This is a genomic window from Pseudomonas sp. PA-6-3C, assembly GCF_021605825.1.
GTDB lineage: Bacteria > Pseudomonadota > Gammaproteobacteria > Pseudomonadales > Pseudomonadaceae > Aquipseudomonas > Aquipseudomonas edaphica.
Genome location: NZ_WKDV01000018.1, coordinates 22,732 through 44,147 on the forward strand (window position 1 = coordinate 22,732; position 21,416 = coordinate 44,147).

21 protein-coding genes are annotated in these 21,416 nt (G+C 60.4%); 14 read left to right on the forward strand and 7 right to left on the reverse strand.

Annotated features, from left to right (window positions below; genetic code table 11):
• Positions 1–27: 27 nt before the first annotated feature.
• On the reverse strand, positions 28–780 hold the full coding sequence (locus tag GIW48_RS14160) for a DUF2059 domain-containing protein (protein WP_138449639.1): 753 nt from the start codon (positions 778–780) through the stop codon (positions 28–30).
• 131 nt (positions 781–911) lie between these two features.
• On the opposite strand from GIW48_RS14160, the gene GIW48_RS14165 reads away from it, so the two are divergent.
• On the forward strand, positions 912–1,544 hold the full coding sequence (locus tag GIW48_RS14165; RefSeq protein WP_176991648.1) for a 2OG-Fe(II) oxygenase: 633 nt from the start codon (positions 912–914) through the stop codon (positions 1,542–1,544).
• Positions 1,545–1,546: 2 nt separating this feature from the next.
• Positions 1,547–2,029, forward strand: a complete 483-nt coding sequence (locus GIW48_RS14170; protein WP_017139514.1) for a DUF523 domain-containing protein — start codon at positions 1,547–1,549, stop codon at positions 2,027–2,029.
• A gap of 117 nt (positions 2,030–2,146) precedes the next feature.
• Here GIW48_RS14170 and GIW48_RS14175 read toward each other — a convergent pair whose 3' ends face one another.
• Positions 2,147–2,620 (reverse strand): transporter substrate-binding domain-containing protein, encoded by a 474-nt coding sequence (locus GIW48_RS14175; RefSeq protein ID WP_169987604.1) that lies wholly within the window; start codon positions 2,618–2,620, stop codon positions 2,147–2,149.
• 133 nt (positions 2,621–2,753) lie between these two features.
• Here GIW48_RS14175 and GIW48_RS14180 point away from each other — a divergent pair, with 133 nt between their 5' ends.
• Positions 2,754–3,194, forward strand: coding sequence for a DUF4399 domain-containing protein (locus GIW48_RS14180; protein WP_017139512.1), 441 nt, complete (start codon positions 2,754–2,756; stop codon positions 3,192–3,194).
• A gap of 62 nt (positions 3,195–3,256) precedes the next feature.
• On the opposite strand, the gene serA is transcribed toward GIW48_RS14180, so the two are convergent.
• A complete protein-coding gene (gene serA / locus GIW48_RS14185; protein WP_017139511.1) occupies positions 3,257–4,486 on the reverse strand; it encodes a phosphoglycerate dehydrogenase in 1,230 nt (409 codons plus the stop codon).
• A 225-nt stretch (positions 4,487–4,711) separates the two neighbouring features.
• Between serA and GIW48_RS14190 the strand changes: the two genes are divergently transcribed.
• The 4 genes from GIW48_RS14190 (at position 4,712) to GIW48_RS14205 (ending at position 9,012) form a co-directional block, all read left to right on the forward strand.
• On the forward strand, positions 4,712–6,106 hold the full coding sequence (locus GIW48_RS14190) for an FAD-binding oxidoreductase (protein ID WP_017139510.1): 1,395 nt from the start codon (positions 4,712–4,714) through the stop codon (positions 6,104–6,106).
• Between the two features lie 21 nt (positions 6,107–6,127).
• Positions 6,128–6,793: a fumarylacetoacetate hydrolase family protein gene (locus tag GIW48_RS14195; protein WP_017139509.1), complete on the forward strand. Its 666-nt coding sequence runs from the start codon at positions 6,128–6,130 to the stop codon at positions 6,791–6,793.
• Positions 6,794–7,059: 266 nt separating this feature from the next.
• A complete protein-coding gene (locus GIW48_RS14200) occupies positions 7,060–7,983 on the forward strand; it encodes an SdiA-regulated domain-containing protein (protein ID WP_177033809.1) in 924 nt (307 codons plus the stop codon).
• A 120-nt stretch (positions 7,984–8,103) separates the two neighbouring features.
• Positions 8,104–9,012, forward strand: coding sequence for an SdiA-regulated domain-containing protein (locus tag GIW48_RS14205; RefSeq protein ID WP_236460560.1), 909 nt, complete (start codon positions 8,104–8,106; stop codon positions 9,010–9,012).
• Here the strand turns inward: GIW48_RS14205 and GIW48_RS14210 are convergent, their stop codons facing one another.
• On the reverse strand, positions 9,013–10,959 hold the full coding sequence (locus tag GIW48_RS14210; RefSeq protein WP_236460559.1) for an autotransporter domain-containing protein: 1,947 nt from the start codon (positions 10,957–10,959) through the stop codon (positions 9,013–9,015).
• Positions 10,960–11,323: 364 nt separating this feature from the next.
• Positions 11,324–11,995, reverse strand: coding sequence for a ribose-5-phosphate isomerase RpiA (gene rpiA / locus GIW48_RS14215; RefSeq protein WP_005792336.1), 672 nt, complete (start codon positions 11,993–11,995; stop codon positions 11,324–11,326).
• A gap of 137 nt (positions 11,996–12,132) precedes the next feature.
• Here rpiA and ilvA point away from each other — a divergent pair, with 137 nt between their 5' ends.
• Genes ilvA through GIW48_RS14235 form a run of 4 tightly spaced genes read left to right on the forward strand, consistent with a single transcriptional unit; the run spans position 12,133 to position 15,852 of the window.
• On the forward strand, positions 12,133–13,647 hold the full coding sequence (gene ilvA / locus GIW48_RS14220) for a threonine ammonia-lyase, biosynthetic (protein ID WP_017139505.1): 1,515 nt from the start codon (positions 12,133–12,135) through the stop codon (positions 13,645–13,647).
• 41 nt (positions 13,648–13,688) lie between these two features.
• Positions 13,689–14,102: a DUF2269 family protein gene (locus GIW48_RS14225; protein WP_017139504.1), complete on the forward strand. Its 414-nt coding sequence runs from the start codon at positions 13,689–13,691 to the stop codon at positions 14,100–14,102.
• Between the two features lie 4 nt (positions 14,103–14,106).
• Positions 14,107–15,360, forward strand: coding sequence for an SDR family oxidoreductase (locus tag GIW48_RS14230; RefSeq protein WP_169987596.1), 1,254 nt, complete (start codon positions 14,107–14,109; stop codon positions 15,358–15,360).
• A gap of 24 nt (positions 15,361–15,384) precedes the next feature.
• On the forward strand, positions 15,385–15,852 hold the full coding sequence (locus tag GIW48_RS14235; RefSeq protein WP_056857660.1) for a DUF2269 family protein: 468 nt from the start codon (positions 15,385–15,387) through the stop codon (positions 15,850–15,852).
• Positions 15,853–15,954: 102 nt separating this feature from the next.
• Here GIW48_RS14235 and GIW48_RS14240 read toward each other — a convergent pair whose 3' ends face one another.
• Entirely contained in the window at positions 15,955–16,611 is a 657-nt protein-coding gene (locus GIW48_RS14240; protein WP_099550314.1) for an HAD family hydrolase, read from the reverse strand.
• A 143-nt stretch (positions 16,612–16,754) separates the two neighbouring features.
• Here GIW48_RS14240 and GIW48_RS14245 point away from each other — a divergent pair, with 143 nt between their 5' ends.
• Positions 16,755–17,234: an RNA pyrophosphohydrolase gene (locus GIW48_RS14245; RefSeq protein WP_003176750.1), complete on the forward strand. Its 480-nt coding sequence runs from the start codon at positions 16,755–16,757 to the stop codon at positions 17,232–17,234.
• Between the two features lie 22 nt (positions 17,235–17,256).
• Positions 17,257–19,536: a phosphoenolpyruvate--protein phosphotransferase gene (ptsP, locus tag GIW48_RS14250; RefSeq protein ID WP_017139499.1), complete on the forward strand. Its 2,280-nt coding sequence runs from the start codon at positions 17,257–17,259 to the stop codon at positions 19,534–19,536.
• A 97-nt stretch (positions 19,537–19,633) separates the two neighbouring features.
• Here ptsP and GIW48_RS14255 read toward each other — a convergent pair whose 3' ends face one another.
• Positions 19,634–20,380 carry an NRDE family protein gene (locus tag GIW48_RS14255; protein WP_017139498.1) on the reverse strand — a complete coding sequence of 249 codons (747 nt, stop codon included), beginning with the start codon at positions 20,378–20,380 and terminating at the stop codon, positions 19,634–19,636.
• A 212-nt stretch (positions 20,381–20,592) separates the two neighbouring features.
• On the opposite strand from GIW48_RS14255, the gene lgt reads away from it, so the two are divergent.
• On the forward strand, positions 20,593–21,405 hold the full coding sequence (lgt, locus tag GIW48_RS14260) for a prolipoprotein diacylglyceryl transferase (RefSeq protein ID WP_017139497.1): 813 nt from the start codon (positions 20,593–20,595) through the stop codon (positions 21,403–21,405).
• Positions 21,406–21,416 lie beyond the last annotated feature (11 nt).

The following is a 21,416-nucleotide window of genomic DNA, read 5'->3' on the forward strand; positions in this document are numbered from 1 at the left end:
TCCCACACAAGCCTGTTTCCACATTACTTATTGCGTCAGGCTGGAAGTGCTTTGACCTACTGCAAGTCCGGCGCGAATCGCGGCCAGCGCCGCCTTGTAATACGCCCGACCTTCAGGTGACTCCGCAAACGTGGCGAATTCTTCCAGTTCCGGGTCGGACAAATCTCGATAGACGTACAACAGCGTGTTGTTCAAGTCATTGCCGATCTGCTGCATCAGCCGCTCACGTTGGCCGTTCAACATGCCTTGCGCCTGACCGCCGCCCAACAGGCCGGGAATCATCTGGCTCAAACTGTCGGCTGCTACGCCGGCAATCGCCAGGCTGACTTCTGCGCCGGCTTCACGGGCCGGCAGCGCCTGGGCCAGGTGGCCGATGATCAGGCTGCGGGTGGCGTCGGCTTCGATGTGCGGCAGGCCCTTGGCATTTTTTGCCAACTGGTCGCGGCGCGTGGCCAGCAATTCAGCTGCAACGATTTTGCGACCCAACGGCGACTGGAAAAACGCCAGGGCAGGTTTCGGGTCCGCCAGGTTTTTGCGCAATTGCGCCTCGGCCCGCTGGTCCACGGCCTGGGCGGCGAAGCGTTTATTGCTGTTATCCACCAGCGCCTGGTACACCGCCGGCGGCAGGCTATTGCGATAGCGTTGCTGTGCGGCACTCAGGGCGTCATTAAAATGCGCACGTTGTTCGGCCCAGCCGGCGACCTTGTACAACTGGTCATGGCCGTCTGCCCAGGCGGGCAAAACGCAGAACATCAGCAAGGAAAAAAACAAACGACGCATAGGGACTCCTGTCAGTCGGCCACTATTGTCCGTGTCGGGCGTAGGATTTGTCGAGAAATCCTATCAGTCACCTGACTAAAGTGTGTTCAGACGCTCGGCGGCTCTGTCGGATTCATAGGCGTATGGATACTATGCGCGCCATGCAAATACCCCTCGATCATCCGCTGCTGCAACGCATTGTCGACGACCTGGCCGAAAAAGGTTGGTCGCAGCAGAACGGCTTCCTGCCCCAGGCTCTGACCCTGGAGTTGGCGGCTGAGTGCCGTAAACGTGCGGCTGAGGGTGAATTGGCCCCGGCGGCTGTAGGACGCGGCCCGGCGCAGGAGATACGCGAGGGTATTCGCGGCGACCATATCCAGTGGCTGGAGGAGGGCGACGCCGCTGTCTGCGAGAGCTACATGAGCGTGATGGACAGCCTGCGCCTGGCCATGAACCGCAGCCTGTTCCTGGGCCTGGAAGATTTCGAAAGCCACTTCGCGATGTACCCGCCAGGGGCGTTTTACCTCAAGCACCTGGACCGTTTTCGCGACGATGACCGGCGCATGGTCTCGGCAGTGGTCTATTTGAATGACGCCTGGTTACCTGAGCATGGCGGCCAGTTGCGCATGTACCTCAAGGGCGGCGTGGAATACGATGTGGTGCCCACCGGCGGTAGCCTGGTGGTGTTCCTGTCCGGGGAGGTGCCCCACGAAGTCCTGCCCGCCACGCGCGAACGCCTGTCCCTGACCGGCTGGTTTCGCCGACGCGGTAACGAGCCGTTTTAACCATGCAAAAGATTCTGATCAGCCGCTGCCTGCTCGGGCACAAGGTGCGCTATGACGGTGGCGCCAGCGGCCCCTTCGATCAATTGGCGGCCTGGCAGGCCGAAGGCCGGGTGGTTGCGATTTGCCCGGAAGTATCAGGCGGTTTGCCGACACCGCGTCCCTCCGCCGAGATCCCGGGCGGGCAGGGCATTGATGTGTGGGAAGGGCGTGCGCAAGTGCTGACGGCCGAGGGCGAAGACTTCAGTGCCGCCTTCCTCGACGGCGCCCGCCAGGCACTGGCGTTGGCGCAGCGGCATAACATCCGCATCGCGATTCTCAAGGCCAATAGCCCGTCCTGCGGCAATCTGCTGACCTATGACGGCACCTTCAGCGGCGTGAAGGTCAGCGGCGAGGGCGTGACGGCGGCGCTGCTCAAGCGCCATGGCGTGCGGGTGTTCAGTGAGCTGGAGTTGCCTGAGGCGGCAATTGCCCTGGCACAACTTTGAGGTTCAACCCAGATCAAATGTGGGAGCTGGCTTGCCTGCGATAGCGGTGTCGACTGGCATGCCGCCATCGCAGGCAAGCCAGCTCCCACACAAGCCAGCTCCCACATCGACTGTGTTTCACTCAGGTGCAAACCACTTCTGCGTCAGCGCCTTCAAGCGACCATCGGCCTTCACCCGCTGTAATGCATTGTCCAGGCTGCTTTTGAATGCCGGGTTGCCTTTTTGGAATGGAATGGCCAGCTCAGGTGTTTGCTTATAGGCCTCACTGAAATCGAACCGATCCTGCAGCGCGGCAGTCATAGCAATATGGTTGATGGCCACGTCGAACTTGCCGCTTTCCACACCCGACAACAGGTCGGCGTCATCGACAGTGATGAACGAGGGGCGAACCTCCATTTCCTTGGCTAATTGTTCACCCAGCTCCACTTCAAAACCGGTTAGCTTGTCACCGTCCTTGAAGTTGTACGGCGGGGTGTTGGCCTCCAGGGCGATGCGCAGTTCGCCGCGATCAAACACGTCATCGATCAGTTCGGCGTGAGCCAGTGGGCTCAACAGGGGCAGTAAAAGTACAAGGCCAGGCACAAAGCGCATGGTCGCTCCTAAAGAATTTGTGCGTGCGAGGCGCCATTGAGCATCGCTTGCTATGGTGTTGAGTGCCTTGGACAGCAATTTGTCGCGAAGTTGTCATAACCCTACAGATTTCACCGTAAAACTGGAGAAGCGAATGAAAGCCCTTTTGTCCCGTGCAACCCTGGCCAGCCTCTTGCTGGGTGCTTCGATGTTGGCCACAGCCGCTGACGGTATCCCGCGCAGCGCACCACCGGAAGGCGCCAAAGTCTTTATCGTGTCGCCAAAAGACGGCGCCACCGTCGATAAAACCTTCACTGTGAAGTTCGGTATGGAAGGCCTGAAACTGGCGCCAGCGACCAGCCAGGACCCAGGCACCGGCCACCACCACCTGCTGATCGACCAGAAAGAACTGCCGGACGCCAGCGTGCCGATCCCGGCCACCGACACCGTGATCCACTACGGCAAGGCCCAGACCGAGACCGAGTTGACCCTCACCCCAGGCAAGCACACCTTGCAACTGGTAGCTGGCGACAAACTGCACATGCAGTTCAACCCGACTGTAGCCTCGAAAGTCATCACGGTTAACGTCAAGTAAGATTTGTTCAGACAAAAAAAGGGAGCCCCGAAGGCTCCCTTTTTTGTGCAGCGTTCAAAGCGTTAGAACAACACGCGGCTACGAATGGTGCCGTTGATGTGCTGCAGCTTCTCTTGCGCCAGGTCCGAGTACTCGGCGTCGACGTCGATCACCACGTAGCCAACCTTCTCGTTGGTCTGCAGGAACTGACCGGAGATGTTGATGCCGTTTTCTGCGAAGACCTTGTTGATCTCCATCATCACGCCAGGGATGTTCTGGTGGATGTGCAGCAGACGGTGCTTGCCAGGGTGAGCCGGCAGCGCCACTTCGGGGAAGTTGACCGAAGACACCGAGGTACCGTTGTCGCTGTACTTGACCAGCTTTTCCGACACTTCCAGGCCGATGTTGGCCTGAGCTTCAGCGGTGGAGCCGCCGATGTGCGGAGTCAGGATCACGTTGTCCAGGCCACGCAGCGGGCTTTCGAAGATGTCGTCGTTAGAGCGTGGCTCTACCGGGAACACGTCGATAGCGGCGCCGATCAGGTGCTTGTCCTTGATCGCGTCGGCCAGGGCGTCCAGCTTAACCACGGTGCCGCGTGCCGCGTTGATCAGGATGCCGCCCTTCTTGATGGCGCGGATTTCCTTCTCGCCGATCATCCACTGGGTTTCAGCGGTTTCCGGTACGTGCAGGGTGACGATGTCGGACATGCCCAGCAGCTCGGTCAGGCTCGCCACTTGGGTGGCGTTGCCCAATGGCAGCTTGGTCAGGGTGTCGTAGAAGAACACCTGCATCCCTAAGCCTTCGGCCAGCACCGACAACTGCGTGCCGATCGAGCCGTAACCGACGATACCCAGCTTTTTGCCACGGATTTCGAAGGAGTTGGCCGCGCTTTTGATCCAGCCGCCACGGTGGCAGGAAGCGTTTTTCTCAGGAATGCCGCGCAGCAACAGGATCGCCTCGGCCAGCACCAGCTCAGCAACGGAACGGGTGTTGGAGTACGGTGCGTTAAACACCGCGATACCGCGCTCGCGCGCAGCGTTAAGGTCGACCTGGTTGGTGCCGATGCAGAAACAGCCGACAGCCACGAGTTTCTTGGCGTGGTCGAAGATCTCTTCGGTCAGCTGAGTGCGGGAGCGAATGCCGATAAAGTGCGCGTCGGCGATCTTTTCCTTTAACTGGGCTTCCGGCAGAGAACTGGTGATGTACTCAATGCTGGAGTACCCAGCGGCTTTCAGTACGTCGACAGCCGATGGGTGGACGCCTTCCAGAAGAAGGAACTTGATCTTGCTCTTATCGAGAGAAGTCTTGCTCATCTGCGTAAACCTGTATCCCGGAGAAAAATGGCAGGGAATCGAGCAGTTAGTGCCTTGAATCAGTGCACAAGAGCTGACCCGGACGGCAGGAAAGCCGTCACCGCAGAACGCCCTTGGGCTCTGTCCTGCGGGGGCGGTATGCTAGCATACGTGCCCCGCTAAACACCCATTCCTGCGACGTGAAGCGTTCTCAGGATGACCATGAATTGTTCGAGAGTTCCGTCGATGACCCATCCTGCCCTGATTGATGAGCTGAAGACCCTGGTTGAGCCTGGCAAAGTGCTGACCGATGCAGACTCCCTGGAGGCTTACGGCAAGGATTGGACCAAGCATTTCGCCCCCGCGCCGACCGCTATCGTCTTTCCCAAGACCATCGAGCAGGTCCAAGCCATCGTCCGTTGGGCCAATGAACACAAGGTGGCGCTGGTGCCATCGGGTGGTCGTACCGGTTTGTCGGCCGCTGCGGTGGCGGCCAATGGCGAAGTGGTCGTCTCGTTTGACTATATGAACCAGATTCTCGATGTGAACCTCACCGACCGCACCGCCGTGTGCCAGCCGGGTGTGGTCACCAAGCAATTGCAGAACGTCGCCGAAGAAAAAGGCCTGTACTACCCGGTGGACTTCGCTTCGTCGGGTTCGAGCCAGATCGGCGGCAACATCGGCACCAATGCCGGCGGGATCAAGGTGATTCGCTACGGCATGACCCGCAACTGGGTGGCCGGCATGAAAGTCGTCACCGGCAAGGGTGACGTGCTGGAACTGAACCGCGACCTGATCAAGAACGCCACCGGCTACGACATGCGCCAGCTGTTTATCGGTGCCGAAGGGACGTTGGGCTTTGTGGTCGAAGCCACCATGCGCCTGGACCGTGCGCCGAAAAATCTCACCGCGATGGTGCTCGGTACCACCGATTTCGATTCGATCATGCCGGTATTGCACGCGTTCCAGAGCAAGCTGGACCTGACCGCCTTCGAATTTTTCTCCGACAAAGCCCTGGCCAAGGTCATGGGCCGTGGCGATGTGCCAGCTCCCTTTGAAACCGAGTGCCCGTTCTACGCGCTGCTGGAATTCGAAGCCACCACCGAAGAAGTTGCCAACCACGCCCTGGAAACCTTCGAGCACTGCGTAGAGCAGGGCTGGGTGCTGGACGGCGTGATGAGCCAGAGCGAAACCCAGCTGCACAACCTGTGGAAACTGCGCGAGTACATCTCCGAGACCATTTCCCACTGGACGCCGTACAAGAACGACATTTCGGTAACTGTCTCCAAAGTGCCAGCGTTCTTGAAGGAAATTGATGCGATCGTCGGCGAACACTACCCGGACTTCGAAATCGTCTGGTTCGGCCACATCGGCGACGGCAACCTGCACCTGAACATCCTCAAGCCAGAAAACCTGAGCAAGGATGAGTTCTTCGCCAAGTGCGCCACCGTGAACAAGTGGGTGTTCGAGACCGTCCAGAAGTACAACGGCTCAATCTCTGCCGAACACGGCGTGGGCATGACCAAGCGCGATTACCTGACCTACAGCCGTTCCCCGGTTGAAATCGAATACATGAAAGCAGTGAAAGCGGTGTTCGACCCGAATGGGATCATGAACCCTGGCAAGATCTTCGCTGTTTAACCGCCCTGAAGGAGTCGTTTCATGAGCTACCAGCACAAGTATGTCGACGGCACCAACATCCACTTTCCCCTGGGCAAAGTGGTGTGCATCGGGCGTAACTACGCCGAACACGCCAAGGAACTGGACAACCCGGTGCCGACCGAACCGTTGCTGTTCATCAAGCCGGGCAGTTGCGTGGTCGCGCTGGAAGGCGGTTTCGCCATTCCGACCGAGCGCGGTTCGGTGCACTACGAAGCGGAAATTGCGGTGTTGATCGGCAAACCGTTGTCGACCAAGCCCAGCCGTGAAGAAGTGCTGGATGCCATCTCCGGCTTCGCTCCGGCCCTAGATTTGACCCTGCGCGATAAGCAAGCCGAGCTGAAAGCCAAGGGCTTGCCGTGGGAAATCGCCAAGTCTTTTGACGGCGCCGCCGTGATTGCCCCCTTTGTGGTCAGCAGCACCTTTGCCGACGTGACCGACATCGGCATTCGCCTGACCATCAACGGCGAAGTGCGCCAGGACGGCAACAGCTCGCAGATGCTCAACCCGATCGTCCCGATGATCCAGCACATGGCCGGCTGCTTCTCGCTGCAGGCGGGTGATGTGATCCTCACCGGCACTCCAGCCGGTGTAGGCCCGTTGAATGTGGGCGATGAGCTGGTGCTGGAATTGGGTGGCGGTAGCCGTTTCGAAAGCGTCGTTCGCTAAGAACCAGGCAAAACGGTCAAAAATGTGGGGGCGGGCTCGTGTGGGAGCTGGCTTGCCTGCGATAGCCTCGCCTCGATCTAAATGAAAGACCGAGTCGTCTGCATCGCAGGCAAGCCAGCTCCCACACAAATCAGTTCCCACACTGGTTTACGCGCGCTTGGTTTTGCATTTTTTTCACACGCCATCCGGATAATCCCCAGCCTCCTGCGCGCGGGCCTGTTGATCCTGTGCTATCACCTAAAGCTGACTCTGCGGAAAAGCGCTCAATGGCCGTGTCCCTGCCTACCCTCACTTCCAAGCCCCGTTCACGTTTTGCCCTGCGCTGGTATTCCTGGCTGTTTCTGGTCGGGGCCATCGTGTATGGCGTTGCCTGGGCGATGCATTGGGACGACCGTGGGGTGCTGTGGATCGCTGAGCGGTTCGAAACCCCGGCCGAACGCCAGGCCAGCGTCTGGCTGCCGGATTACCACGCGGTGATCGATGGCAAATTGCTGCCCGGCATGGAAAAGGACGAGGCTTCGGACCTGTCCTACAACCCGCAGACCAAAACCCTGTTTTCCGTGATGGGCAAAAACCCTTTCCTGGTTGAGCTGAACCTGCAAGGCGATGTGTTGCGCAAGATGCCGCTCAACGGCTGGAACAACCCGGAAGGCGTGACAGTGATGCAAAACGGCCTGATGGCCATTGTCGACGAGCGCATGCACACCTTGAGCGTGGTGAACGTCGACGCCAGCACCCAGCAACTGAACTATGCCGACTTCAAGCACTATGACCTTGGCCCGTCCAAGGACCAGAACAAGGCATTTGAAGGTGTGACCTGGGACAAGCGCAACCAGCAGATCGTGCTCGGGGAAGAGCGCCCACCGGCGTTGTTCACCTGGAAAAGCGATGGCGCCACGCTGACCGGCGATAAGCAGAAGATCGCCAGCACCGAGCTGGACATGCGTAACCTCTCAGCCCTGGCCGTCGACCCGCGCACCGGGCATTTGCTGGTGCTGTCGGCCGATTCCCATCTGCTGCTGGAGCTGGACGCGCAGGGCGAGCAAGTCAGCTTCATGACCCTGCTCGGCGGCTTCAATGGCCTCAAGCACACCATCCCGCGTGCCGAAGGCGTCACCATGGACGAAGCCGGCACCTTGTACATGGTCAGCGAACCCAACCTGTTCTATCGTTTCGAGAAGCAGAAATAGCCGACGATTACGTCGGATACTTCGCTATCAGCGGCATTCGCCAGACAGTCGACTGCGTTTAAGTTTAAATTCAGACGGGCGTGATACTTATTCGCCACTTTTTGACTTTGAGCTTGCCTGATGCGTCGACTCGCCTGCCCCAAACCCGCGTTTTTTATCCTGTTGCTGCTCGCCCTGGTGATTGCCGGGGCGGTCGCGCAGAACTTTCGCTTGTTCGAGCGGGTCTGGTTCAACCTTCAACACTGGCGCCATCCTGCCGATGAACGCTCCATTGGCCTGAATGATTACCGGGTAAGCCTGGAAGCCAAGGTCATCGAAGGGCTCGACGATGATGTCTCGGCCCTCACGTACGACCCGATACGCAAAAGCCTGTTTACGGTCACCAATAAAAACGCCGAGCTGATCGAGTTGTCCCTGGACGGCAGGATCCTGCGGCGTATCCCGTTGGTGGGCTTTGGCGATGCCGAGGCGGTGGAGTTCATCAGTGACAACATTTATGTGATCAGCGATGAAGCCCAGCAGCGGCTGATCAAGGTGCACGTGAATGACGACACCCAATTTCTCGACGCCGCCGATGCGGAGCAGATGACCCTGGGCGTACACCTTGGCGGCAATAAGGGTTTCGAAGGGCTGGCCTATGACTCGGTGGGCAAGCGCCTGTTCGTGGCCAAGGAGCGCGACCCGATGCTGATTTACGAGGTGCACGGGTTTCCCCATTTCAAACCGGAAAAAACCTACTCGGTGCATGTGATCAACAACCCCAAGCGCGATGCCGGGCTGTTTGTGCGCGACCTGTCGAGCCTGCAATACGACGAGCACAGCGGGCATTTGCTGGCGCTGTCGGATGAGTCGTTCCTGGTGTTGGAACTGGACATCGATGGTCGCCCGTTGAGCAGTCTTTCCCTGCTCAACGGGCGCCATGGCCTGAAAAAACGCGTGCCTCAGGCCGAAGGGATCGCCATGGATGACGAGGGCTCGCTGTACCTGGTCAGCGAGCCGAACCTGTTTTACGTGTTCAAAAAGCCCTGATCAAAACATCCATTGCACGCCCAGGGAGTAGCCGGTCTGGCTGCCCTCGGCGTGCCCAAGGCGGCTGTTGACCTCGGCGTAAACGCCCAGCTGCGGGGTGATCGCCAGCTGGCTGCCGATTTGCGCGCGGCCAAAGCTTTTGTCCACTGAACCCAGCTTGGCGGTGCGCGCCTGGCCATCGGCGCGGGCGGTCAATTGCAGGTCATCGAGACGGCCATCGGCCAGCTCCTTGACCCAGGCGATGTCGCCGTAAGGCATCAGGCTCAGGCCATAGGGCAGGGCGACGGCACCGCGCACGCGCCAGCCGAGGCTGGCTTCCAGGGAGTCGAAAGACTGTTCTTCGTACTCCAGCGCGGTGCGCAGGTTCTGTTTCTCGTGGAACTTGTCGATACGCGAATGGCTGTAGTCCAGGCCGGCAAACGGCCCGCTTTTGATTGCGCCGAAGTCGAAGTCATAACCGCCGAGTACGCGTGCGCCTAGGGACAGTGCGTCGGTGTTGCCGCTCAGTTGTTGATTGAGCAGCACCGGGCCGCTATTGGCTTGGATCAGCAGGTTGCGCTTGGCCTCAAAACGCGTATGGCCAATGCTCAAATCGCCCGCCAGCCAGCTTGGGCCGCCATCGTTGAGCAAGGCATAGACCGCGGCCTGCCAGGTGTCGCTGTCGAGTTTTCCGCGCTGCTGCAGCTTGTCACGACCATTGAGGTAGCTGAGGCTGGCGCCGATATTCAGGCTGGAGGTGAGCTGATAGTCGCCCAAGGCGTGTACGCCCAGGCGTCGGGCATCGCGGTTGAGCGGGCTGTCGAAGCCGCTGTCCGGGGTGTATTCGCCGTCCATGCCGATTTCGCCATCGAAGCTTCCGACCTCGCGGCTGGCCGCTTGCAAGGTCAACCAACGGCGATCATGCAGGCGCACCATGGCCTGATGCTGGCGTTGCAGGTTGTCCTGCATGTTGCGCGCAACGGCGCCACCCGAGGCGGTCGAGGCCAGCAGGTCGGCGTTGGTCAGTTCCAACACCAGGCGGCTGAGCAGGCGCGAGTAATCGCGCAGGCGCTGGTCGATGCGTTCCTGGCCGAAGGCATTGGCCAGCACGGTTTTGTTGTCTTCTGCCGGGTCGTGCCAGGTGGAGCCGCCGGGTATTTTCGGGTTGTTGGTCTGGGTGTAGCCGTCCAGATCGCCCAGCTCCCAGTTGGTGGCTTCGATATACAGAATCGGGATCTTCAGCGGTTCGAACGGCTCGCCATCACTGCAGCAGCCGGTGCCCTTGGGGTATTGCGGGTCCAGGCCGGGGTTGGTGAACAACGGGATGTTCAATTCCCTGGCGATCTGGAAGGTGTGTTCGCGCAGCGATGCCAGCGCGGGGTTGGCGGTGCTGTTCTGGCCTGCGTGGGCGTACATCATGTCGCCGGTGATCAGGCTGTCGAGGTTGATCATCGCCAGCATATTCGCGCGTTGGCTGGCGCTGAGTGAATCGACAAAGGCTTTGGAGCCGCGCAGGCCTTCCTCTTCGGCGCCGAAGGCGACCACTTGCAGGCCGTTTTCCAGCTGCAAGCCGCCGAGGTTCTTCGCCACTTCGGTCAGCACGCTGGCGCCGGAGCCGTTATCGTCCAGGCCTTGCAAGGTCGGGCGGCCGAAGTAGGTGTCGAAGTGCGCGCCAATCACCACGTATTGCGGTTTAGTGCCCGCAGCATAGGCCACCACGTTTTGCGCAGCGCGAGTGCCGTTGTTCCAGGTGAAGTTCTGTCGACTGAGGCTGTAGGCCGAACCCATCTGGCTTTGCATCCAATCTGCCGCGCCGGCGAAATTGGCCGTGCCGCGATACCGGCCGGGGTAATCGTTGATCAGCTTTTCCAGGGTGGTATTGGCGTGCTGGCCGTAATCGTAGGCCTGGGTTTGCGCCGACAGCAGGCTGCCGACCACGCTGATCGCGAGGGCGAGGGGCTTTATCACAAGGTCTTCCTTGAGGTGATTGAAGTTTTTCAGCTCAGACCCTTTGCACAATGCGCGCCTCATTCCCTGGGCGAGCGCGAAGTGGCGCATTGTTAAACGCTTGGGTCGCCTGGCTGTCATTTGTAACGGATTTGATACCAATAACGGCGTGGGATGCCGTGACATGGCGCACGGTTTTGGGCGGGGGTGCTGCGAAAAGTAGCGGTTTTGTTACATGGATCTTCTAAACGATGAGGCCTCCTGTGGGAGCTGGCTTGTGTGGGAGCCGGGCTTGCCCGCGATGCAGACGCCTCGGTCTTTAAGTCAGACCGAGGTGATGCTATCGCAGGCAAGCCAGCTCCCACATAAAGCCAGGCCTTGAGTTTTAGGCCTTGAGGGTTTTAACGCCTTCAGAAGTACCCAGCAGCAACACATCCGCCGGGCGCGCCGCGAACAGGCCATTGGTCACCACGCCAACGATCGCATTGATCTGCGTCTCCAACTCCACCGGGTTGGTGATCTGCATGTTGAACACATCAATGATGATATTGCCGTTGTCGGTCAACACGCCTTCGCGGTACACCGGGTCGCCGCCCAGTTTCACCAGCTCGCGGGCCACGTGGCTGCGGGCCATGGGGATGACTTCCACCGGCAGCGGGAAGGCGCCGAGCACCGGCACCAGCTTGCTGGCGTCGGCGATGCAGATAAAGGTCTTGGCCACGGCCGCAACGATCTTCTCGCGGGTCAGGGCTGCGCCGCCGCCTTTGATCAGGTTCAGGTGCTCGTCGCTTTCATCGGCGCCGTCGACGTAGAATTCCAGGTCGCTCACGGTGTTGAGCTCATACACTGGAATGCCATGGCCCTTGAGGCGCGCGGCGGTGGCTTCGGAGCTGGCTACGGCGCCGTCGAAGGCACCCTTGTGCTGGGCCAGTGCATCGATAAAGCAGTTGGCGGTGGAGCCGGTGCCGACACCGACGATGCTTTTGTCGTCGAGTTTAGGAAGGATTAAATCGACGGCGGCCTGGGCCACTGCCTGTTTGAGTTGATCCTGGGTCATGCGGGCTCCGGAACGGGCGGGGAATTATCGAGGGCGGCGAGTATAACCCAACAAAACCTCGGGATTCGTGTGGTCGCCCGGCTAAACGCTGGGTTAGACTCCTTGGCCCTGCCCAACCCGCCCAGTGATGCTTTCCGATGCTTGAACAGTACGTCAAAAAGATCCTCACCTCGCGCGTTTACGACGTTGCCGTAGAAACCCCCTTGCAGACCGCGCGCCAGCTCTCCGAGCGGCTGGGCAACAAGGTCTGGCTCAAGCGTGAAGACTTGCAGCCGGTGTTCTCGTTCAAGATTCGCGGTGCCTACAACAAGCTGACCCAACTGAGCGCCGAAGAACGCGCGCGCGGCGTGGTCACCGCTTCGGCGGGCAACCACGCCCAGGGCCTGGCCCTGGCGGCCAAGGTGTTGGGGGTGAAAGCCACCATCGTGATGCCCAAGACCACGCCGGAGATCAAGGTCGAAGGTGTGCGCTCGCGTGGCGGCAAAGTGGTGCTGCACGGTGATTCCTTCCCGGAAGCCCTGGCCTACTCGCTGAAACTGGTCGACGAAAAAGGCTACGTTTACATTCACCCTTACGATGATCCACACACCATTGCCGGGCAGGGCACCGTGGCGATGGAGATTCTGCGCCAGCACCCTGGGCCTTTGGACGCGATTTTTGTACCCGTGGGCGGCGGCGGGCTGATCGCCGGTATTGCGGCGTATGTGAAATACCTGCGCCCGGAAATCAAGATCATCGGCGTCGAGCCGGACGACTCCAACTGCCTGCAAGCCGCCATGGCCGCAGGCGAGCGCGTGGTGCTGCCAACGGTCGGCATCTTTGCTGATGGCGTGGCGGTGGCGCAGATCGGCCAGCACACCTTTGATATCTGCAAAGACTATGTAGACGAAGTGATCACCGTCAGCACCGACGAAATCTGCGCGGCCATCAAGGACATCTACGACGACACCCGCTCCATCACCGAGCCTGCGGGTGCGCTGGGCGTGGCGGGTATCAAGAAATACGTGGAGACCCGTGGCGTGACCGGGCAGACCCTGGTGGCCATCGACTCCGGCGCCAACGTCAACTTCGACCGCCTGCGCCATGTGGCCGAGCGCGCCGAGCTGGGTGAAGGCCGCGAAGCCATCATCGCCGTGACCATCCCCGAGCAACCGGGCAGCTTCAAGGCGTTCTGCGAGGCCGTGGGCAAGCGCCAGATCACCGAATTCAACTACCGCTACCACTCCGGCCGCGAGGCGCACATCTTCGTGGGGGTGCAGACTCACCCGGAAAACGACCCGCGCAGCGCGTTGATCGCCAGCCTCACAAGCCAGGGTTTCCCGGTGCTGGACCTGACCGAAAACGAGCTGGCCAAGTTGCACATTCGCCATATGGTGGGTGGCCATGCAGCCAAAGTCAGCGACGAGCTGGTGTTTCGCTTCGAATTCCCCGAGCGTCCGGGCGCGCTGTTCAACTTTCTTAACAAATTAGGCGGGCGCTGGAACATCTCGATGTTCCACTATCGCAACCACGGCGCAGCCGACGGCCGTGTGGTCGCAGGCCTGCAGGTGCCGACAGACGAGCGCCACCTGGTGCCGGCCGCGTTGGCAGAAATCGGCTACCCGTATTGGGATGAAAGCGAAAACCCGGCTTACCAGCTGTTCCTCGGTTGAGCGACTAAGCTGACTGGGCGGCCTTTTAAGGAATCAAGACCATGGAAACGCTGACCACCCTCAAGGTTATTCACATCACCGCCACCGTGTTGCTGTTGCTCAGCGGCCTCGGCCTGGCGGTACTGGCCTGGCGCAAACGCAGCGCCGGCCCGGCGGTTACCGTGCAACGCCCGTGGGCGTTCGTGTGGTTGCTGATGGGCGTTTGCGTGGTCAGCATGCCGTTCACCGGCTGGTGGCTGGTGCATCTGCTCGGCTGGCCGCTGGGGCAAACCTGGATTTTGGGTTCCAGCATTCTCTACACCGTGGCGGCACTGGCGTGGTTCTGGCTGGTGGCGCGGCTTAATCGCCTGCGTAAGGGCGAGGGCGGTAGCCTGAATTTCACCCTGGTGCTGGCGGTGGTCAGCCTGGTGGGGTTTGTAGCGATTGCCGGGTTGATGGGCGCCAAGCCGGTTTAACCGTATGAATATTCTGCTTGTCGGCGCCACCGGCTTTCTCGGTGGCCACTTGCTGCGTGCCCTGCAGCAGGCTGGGCACAGTGTGATCGCGACGTGTCGCAAGCCTCGAAGTCAGGGCTGGCCAGGGGTGCAATGGCAGGCGCTGGATTTGGGCCGGTTGGCTGCCGACCCAGGTTGCTGGGTGTTTCCTGAGTCGGTCGATTTAGTCATCAATGCGGCGGGGTTGCTGAGCGTGGACGCGGCCGAGCTGAGCCGCGTCCAGGATCAGGGCGCCCGCGCGCTGTTTGATCTGGCCGCCCATCACGGTGTGCGAGTGTTGCAGATCTCTGCCCTCGGCGCCTCAGCGCAATCGGATGTGCCATTTCTGGCCAGCAAAGGCGCTGCTGACGACTATCTGCTGAGCCTTGGCGTATCCGCCGTGGTGCTGCGGCCTTCGCTGGTGGTGGGCGAGGGGGGCGCCAGCAGTGCCTGGTTGGCGGGGCTGTCGCCCTGGCCGCTGATTCCATTGCTGGACCTCAACGCTCAACTGCAGCCGGTGCATATCGACGACCTGGTCGGCGCGGTGCTGGCCGTGTTGCGCCAGTGGCCTGCCGAATCATTGGTACTGCCGTTGGTGGGGCCAGCACCGATGCGGCTCGCTCAAGTCATTGATCACCTGCGCGTCGCTCAAGGCTGGCGCGCAGGCCGATACTTGCAAGCGCCATTGCTGGGGTTGGGCGGCTGGCTGGGCGATCGCCTGGGCTGGCGCGCCTTGAACTCACAAAGCATTGCCCTGGCTCAGCGGGATAACGTCGCCGACCCCGAGGTGCTGGCGTCGGTCTGCGGCTACACTGCCGCGCCGTTAGCCTCACGCCTGCAAGGCTGGCCCACGGCGGCCCAAAGCAGCCAGCGCACCATTCGCCCGCTGATGCTGGCGGTATTGGTGCTGATCTGGCTGGGGACGGCGGCGGTCTGCGTTGGGCCGGGTTACGCCTGGGGCCTGCGCATCATGGCCGAGGCCGGTGTGCAGGGCACTTGGGCGACAGTGGCCGTGATCGCCGGGGCGGTGTGTGATGGCCTGTTGGGCCTGGGGTTGCTGGTTGCGCGCTGGCGCAGGTCGGCGCTGATCCTGCAATTACTGTTGATGGGCGGCTATACCGTGATTATCAGCATAGTCCTGGCCCATTACTGGTTTGATCCTTACGCGGCGGTCGCCAAAAATCTGGTACTCATGGTGGCGACCCTTTGGCTCCTCTGGACTGAACCTTCTCTGGACTGAACCTTTTTCGACCGAGCCCCGCCGATGAACGCTTACCTGCTGTTGAAAACCCTGCATATCCTGTCCTCGACCATCCTGTTTGGCCTGGGTGCGGGCTCGGCGTATTACGCCTTGCGCGCCTGGCGCAGCGGCAAGGTGGAAGTGATCGCGGTCACCTTCAAACACCTGGTGTTCGCGGATTGGGCATTTACCACGACCACGGCGGTTTTTCAGCCGTTGAGTGGCATCGGCTTGATGTACTTGGCGGGCTGGTCGATGCAGCAGAGCTGGTTGCAGTGGACGTTCGCGTTGTATGTGCTGGCGGGTGTCTGCTGGCTGCCGGTGGTGTGGCTGCAGATTCGTGTGCACAAGATGGCGGAGCAGGCGCTGCGCGATGGCACGGCGATGCCGATCAAGGCCGCGACCTATATGCGCTGGTGGTTTGGCCTGGGCTGGCCGGCGTTTCTGGCGTTTCTGGTGATTTTCTATTTGATGGTGGCCAAGCCGATGTAGGGCTTGGGACCGAGCCGGCTTCATCGCAGGCAAGCCAGCTCCCACATTTTGATCTGTGAATACATCTAAAGTGTGGGAGCTGGCTTGCCTGCGATGTCGTCATCAGCCGCGCAGGGTAATCACCGGCCAGCCACGCTTCTCGGCTTCGGCACGCAAATTCGGGTCCGGGTCCACCGCCACCGCATGCGCTACCTGCTCCAGCAACGGCAAATCATTCATCGAATCGCTATAGAAGTAGCTGTCTTCCAGGCTGTACCCGGTTTCTTCCAGCCAACGATTCAAGCGCGTCACTTTGCCTTCACGGAAGCACGGGATATCCGTGCTGCGCCCGGTATATCGGCCGTTTTCCATCTCGCATTCAGTGGCGATCAGGGTTTCAACCCCCAGCAGCTCGGCGATCGGCGCGGTCACGAAGCGGTTGGTGGCGGTGATGATCACCAGCTTGTCGCCAGCGGCGCGGTGTTTGTCCAGCAGTTCCAGGGCGAGCGGCAGCATCAGTGGGGCGATGCAGTCGCGCATGAAGTCGCGGTGCCATTCGTCCAACTGGGCCATCTCGGTGCGACCAAGGATTTCCAGGCTGAAGTTCAGGTAGGCGGCGTTATCCAGCTTGCCGGCCAGGTAATCCTGGTAAAACTCGTCGTTACGGGCTTTGTAGGCCACCGGGTCAAGAATCCCACGCTCACAGAGGTAATCGCCCCACGCGTGATCGCTGTCACCGCCGAGAAGCGTGTTGTCCAAGTCGAATAAAGCCAGGCGCATTGCAGTTACTCGCTGAAAAGTCTGTAAAAAGGCGTCCAGAATACGGTCTTTTCACAAGAGTGCACATAAGGTAAGAAGCCTCGTTGCCGCTGGAACAACCTTTGTGGAACAATGCGGCGACATGCGTTTGCGAGGTTGTTGCCGTGATCGACCCCGATGGTTTCCGTCCTAATGTCGGGATTATTCTTACGAATGATGCCGGACAGGTGCTATGGGCTCGCCGAATCAACCAAGATGCCTGGCAGTTTCCTCAAGGCGGAATCAACCCCGACGAGACCCCTGAAGACGCCTTGTACCGTGAGTTGAATGAAGAAGTCGGCCTTGAGCGCGAAGATGTGCAAATTCTGGCCTGTACCCGTGGCTGGTTGCGCTATCGTTTGCCGCAACGCCTGGTGCGTACCCACAGCCAACCGCTGTGCATCGGCCAGAAGCAGAAATGGTTTCTTTTGCGCCTGATCTCCAACGAGCAGCGGGTGCGAATGGATTTGACCGGTAAACCGGAGTTCGATGGCTGGCGCTGGGTCAGCTATTGGTACCCGTTGGGCCAGGTGGTGACATTCAAGCGCGAGGTTTATCGTCGCGCTCTCAAAGAGCTTGCCCCGCGCCTTTTAGCGCGCGACTGACGACGGAGTTCGACCCCGAGCCATGCTCAATACGCTGCGCAAGATCGTCCAGGAAGTTAACTCCGCCAAGGATCTCAAGGCGGCGTTGGGGATTATTGTGTTGCGCGTCAAGGAAGCCATGGGCAGCCAGGTCTGCTCGGTTTACCTGCTGGACCCAGAGACCAACCGTTTTGTGCTGATGGCCACCGAGGGCTTGAACAAGCGCTCGATCGGCAAGGTCAGCATGGCGCCCAATGAAGGTCTGGTGGGCCTGGTGGGGACGCGTGAAGAACCCCTGAACCTTGAAAACGCGGCCGATCACCCGCGTTATCGCTACTTTGCCGAAACCGGCGAAGAGCGCTACGCCTCGTTCCTCGGCGCACCGATCATTCACCACCGCCGCGTTGTCGGCGTGTTGGTCATCCAGCAAAAAGAACGCCGCCAGTTCGATGAAGGCGAAGAAGCCTTCCTCGTGACCATGAGCGCGCAGCTCGCCGGGGTTATTGCCCACGCTGAGGCGACCGGTTCGATTCGTGGTCTGGGCCGTCAGGGCAAGGGCATCCAGGAAGCCAAGTTCGTCGGCGTGCCAGGTTCGCCGGGCGCTGCGGTCGGTACGGCCGTGGTCATGCTGCCGCCAGCCGACCTGGATGTGGTGCCGGACAAAACCGTCGATGACATCGACGCTGAAATCAAACTGTTCAAGACCGCCCTGGAAGGCGTGCGCGCCGACATGCGCAACCTGTCGACCAAGCTGGCCACGCAACTGCGCCCCGAAGAGCGCGCGCTGTTCGACGTGTACCAGATGATGCTCGACGACGCGTCCCTGGGTAACGAAGTCAAAACCGTGATCAAGACCGGCCAGTGGGCCCAGGGCGCGTTGCGCCAGGTGGTCACCGATCACGTCAACCGTTTCGAACTGATGGACGATGCCTACCTGCGTGAACGCGCCTCGGATGTGCGCGACCTCGGCCGCCGTCTGCTGGCCTACTTGCAGGAAGACCGCACCACCAACCTGGTCTACCCCGACAACACCATCCTGATCAGTGAAGAACTGACCGCCACCATGCTCGGCGAAGTGCCAGAGGGCAAGTTGGTGGGTTTGGTGTCGGTACTGGGTTCGGGTAACTCCCACGTCGCGATCCTGGCTCGGGCCATGGGTATTCCGACGGTAATGGGCCTGGTGGACCTGCCGTATTCCAAGGTCGACGGCATCGACATGATCGTCGACGGCCATCGTGGCGAAGTCTTTACCAACCCCAGCGAGCTGCTGCGCAAGCAATACGCCGAGGTGGTGGAAGAAGAGAAGCAACTGGCGCTGGGCCTCGATTCGCTGCGCGAGCTGCCGTGCGTCACCCTCGATGGCCACCGGGTGCCGCTGCTGGTCAACACCGGCTTGCTGGCCGATGTGGCCCGAGCGCAACAGCGTGGCGCTGAAGGCGTGGGGCTGTACCGCACCGAAGTGCCGTTCATGATCAACCAACGTTTCCCGAGTGAGAAGGAGCAGCTGGCGATTTATCGCGAGCAACTGTCCGCCTTCCACCCGTTGCCGGTGACGATGCGCAGCCTGGACATCGGCGGCGACAAGTCACTGTCGTATTTCCCGATCAAGGAAGACAACCCCTTCCTTGGCTGGCGCGGTATTCGTGTAACCCTCGACCACCCTGAAATTTTCCTCGTCCAGACCCGCGCCATGCTCAAGGCCAGCGAAGGCCTGAACAACCTGCGTATCCTGCTGCCGATGATCTCCGGCACGCATGAGCTGGAAGAAGCGCTGCACCTGATCCACCGCGCCTGGGGCGAAGTACGCGACGAAGGCGCCGACGTGCCGATGCCACCGATTGGCGTGATGATCGAAATTCCGGCGGCGGTGTACCAGGCCAAAGAACTGGCGCGGCAAGTGGACTTCCTCTCGGTCGGCTCCAACGACCTGACCCAGTACCTGCTGGCCGTGGACCGCAACAACCCACGGGTGGCCGACCTCTACGATTACCTGCACCCGGCAGTGCTGCAAGCCCTGCAGCATGTGGTGCGCGACGCCCATGCCGAAGGCAAGCCGGTGAGCATCTGCGGTGAAATGGCCGGCGACCCGGCGGCAGCGGTGCTGTTGATGGCAATGGGCTTTGATAGCCTGTCGATGAACGCCACCAACTTGCCGAAGGTGAAGTGGATGTTGCGTCAGGTTGAGCTGAGCATGGCCAAGGACCTGCTGGCCGAGTTGATGACCATCGACAACCCGCAAGTTATCCACAGCTCGCTGCAACTGGCGCTGAAGAACCTGGGGCTGACGCGAATGATCAACCCGGCTTCTGCAAAAACCCTCTAGACCGCTATCGCAGGCAAGCCAGCTCCCACATTTGACTGTGTTCACAGTTCAACATGTGGGAGCTGGCTTGCCTGCGATGACGGCAGCCCAAGCGCCATCAAATGTTCAGTTCGACTTCACCCAACCGTCCACCCAACGGCCCAAAACTACGCTCCACCATCTGCCGCGACCCATCGGCATTCACAATCAGCGCCGTACTCGCCCGCGTCCCATAACTGGGGCTGGCGATAAACACGCTGGAGAGCAGGCTTTCGGTCGCCAAGCCCACGCCGGTGTCCGGCAAGTCGGCAAAAGGTGCGGTCTGCGGGTCGCTCAAGATTTCCAGCAAGGCCTGCGGCTGTGGGTGCTCCAGCAATTCACTCAACGCCGCCCTGGCCTTGAGCAATTTGGGCCAGGGCGTATTCAGGCCGGCATTCGACAGGCCATAAACCCCAGCCTCCAACCGCGTCGGCTCGGTCTCATTGGCGTTGTAATGCCACAGCTCATCCCGCGTGCCTACCAGCAGGTTAAAACCGGAGTATTCAATCGAACGGCCGTTAACATCGGCCAAATATTCGTCAATTGGCAGCGATCCACTGAGAAATCGCGCCACCAACTCCCCTCGGGACTTACGTGCAGGCGGCTGGTGCGGGTCGCGAATATTGGTCAGGGCAGCAAACCGCCCCTCGGCGTTCACCCCAAGCCAGGTGCCACCGGCTTCTTGGTCGCGACCAGCGTAGACATGTGGCGCATCCGGCCACTGAGCCAGCGGCAGGCTGGGGCGGGCGTAGAACTCATCACGGTTGGCCGCGACGATCAGCGGCTGGGCGTGGCCCGGCCGCCAGGCGAAAACAATCAGGCACATAAGGCGTTCCCTTTGTGTTTTGTTCACTCTACCCATACAGCGGATGGCTATCCATCGTATCGAAGTTGGGCCGAGCGCCTTCCATCCGTTAACATGCCGGGCTATTGGGCGTGTCTAACCTTCTTAATTTGAAATTGCGGCTGTAACGCAGGCTTAATCCCACACCGGCATGGTCCGGTGCGCCATGACTAATGATTTAACGAGGAGTCGCAATGCTGCCTTACCCGCAGATCAACCCGGTGGCCGTGGCCATCGGTCCGCTGCAAATCCACTGGTACGGGTTGATGTACCTGATCGGCATCGGCGGTGCCTGGCTGCTGGCTTCCCGGCGCCTGAACCGTTTCGACCCGACCTGGACCAAGGAGAAGCTCTCCGACATGGTGTTCTGGATGTCGATGGGCGTGATCGTCGGCGGACGCCTGGGGTATGTGCTGTTCTACGATCTTCCGGCCTATATCGCCAACCCGACGCTGATTTTCGAAGTGTGGAAGGGCGGCATGGCGTTCCACGGTGGCTTTGTCGGCGTGATGATTGCCGCATGGTGGTTCGGCCGCCGCAACGGCAAGTCGTTCTTCCAACTGATGGACTTCGTCGCACCGTTCGTGCCGATTGGCCTGGGTGCCGGGCGTATCGGTAACTTCATCAACGCCGAGTTGTGGGGCAAGCCGAGCGACGTGCCGTGGGCCATGGTGTTCCCACCCTTCAGCGACCCGGCGCAACTGCCACGCCACCCGTCGCAGCTCTACCAGTTCGCTCTGGAAGGTGTGGCACTGTTCCTGATTCTTTATATCTTCTCGCGCAAGCCACGCCCAACCATGGCGGTTTCCGGCATGTTTGCGTTGTTCTACGGGATCTTCCGCTTCATCGTCGAGTTCGTCCGCGTGCCGGATGCACAGCTGGGCTACCTGGCGTGGGGCTGGTTGACCATGGGGCAGATTCTCAGCATGCCGATGATCCTGGCGGGCCTGGGCCTGCTGTGGTGGGCGTACAATCGCCCGCAAGGCATCAAGAACGCCGCGCTTTAAATTCGAATGCC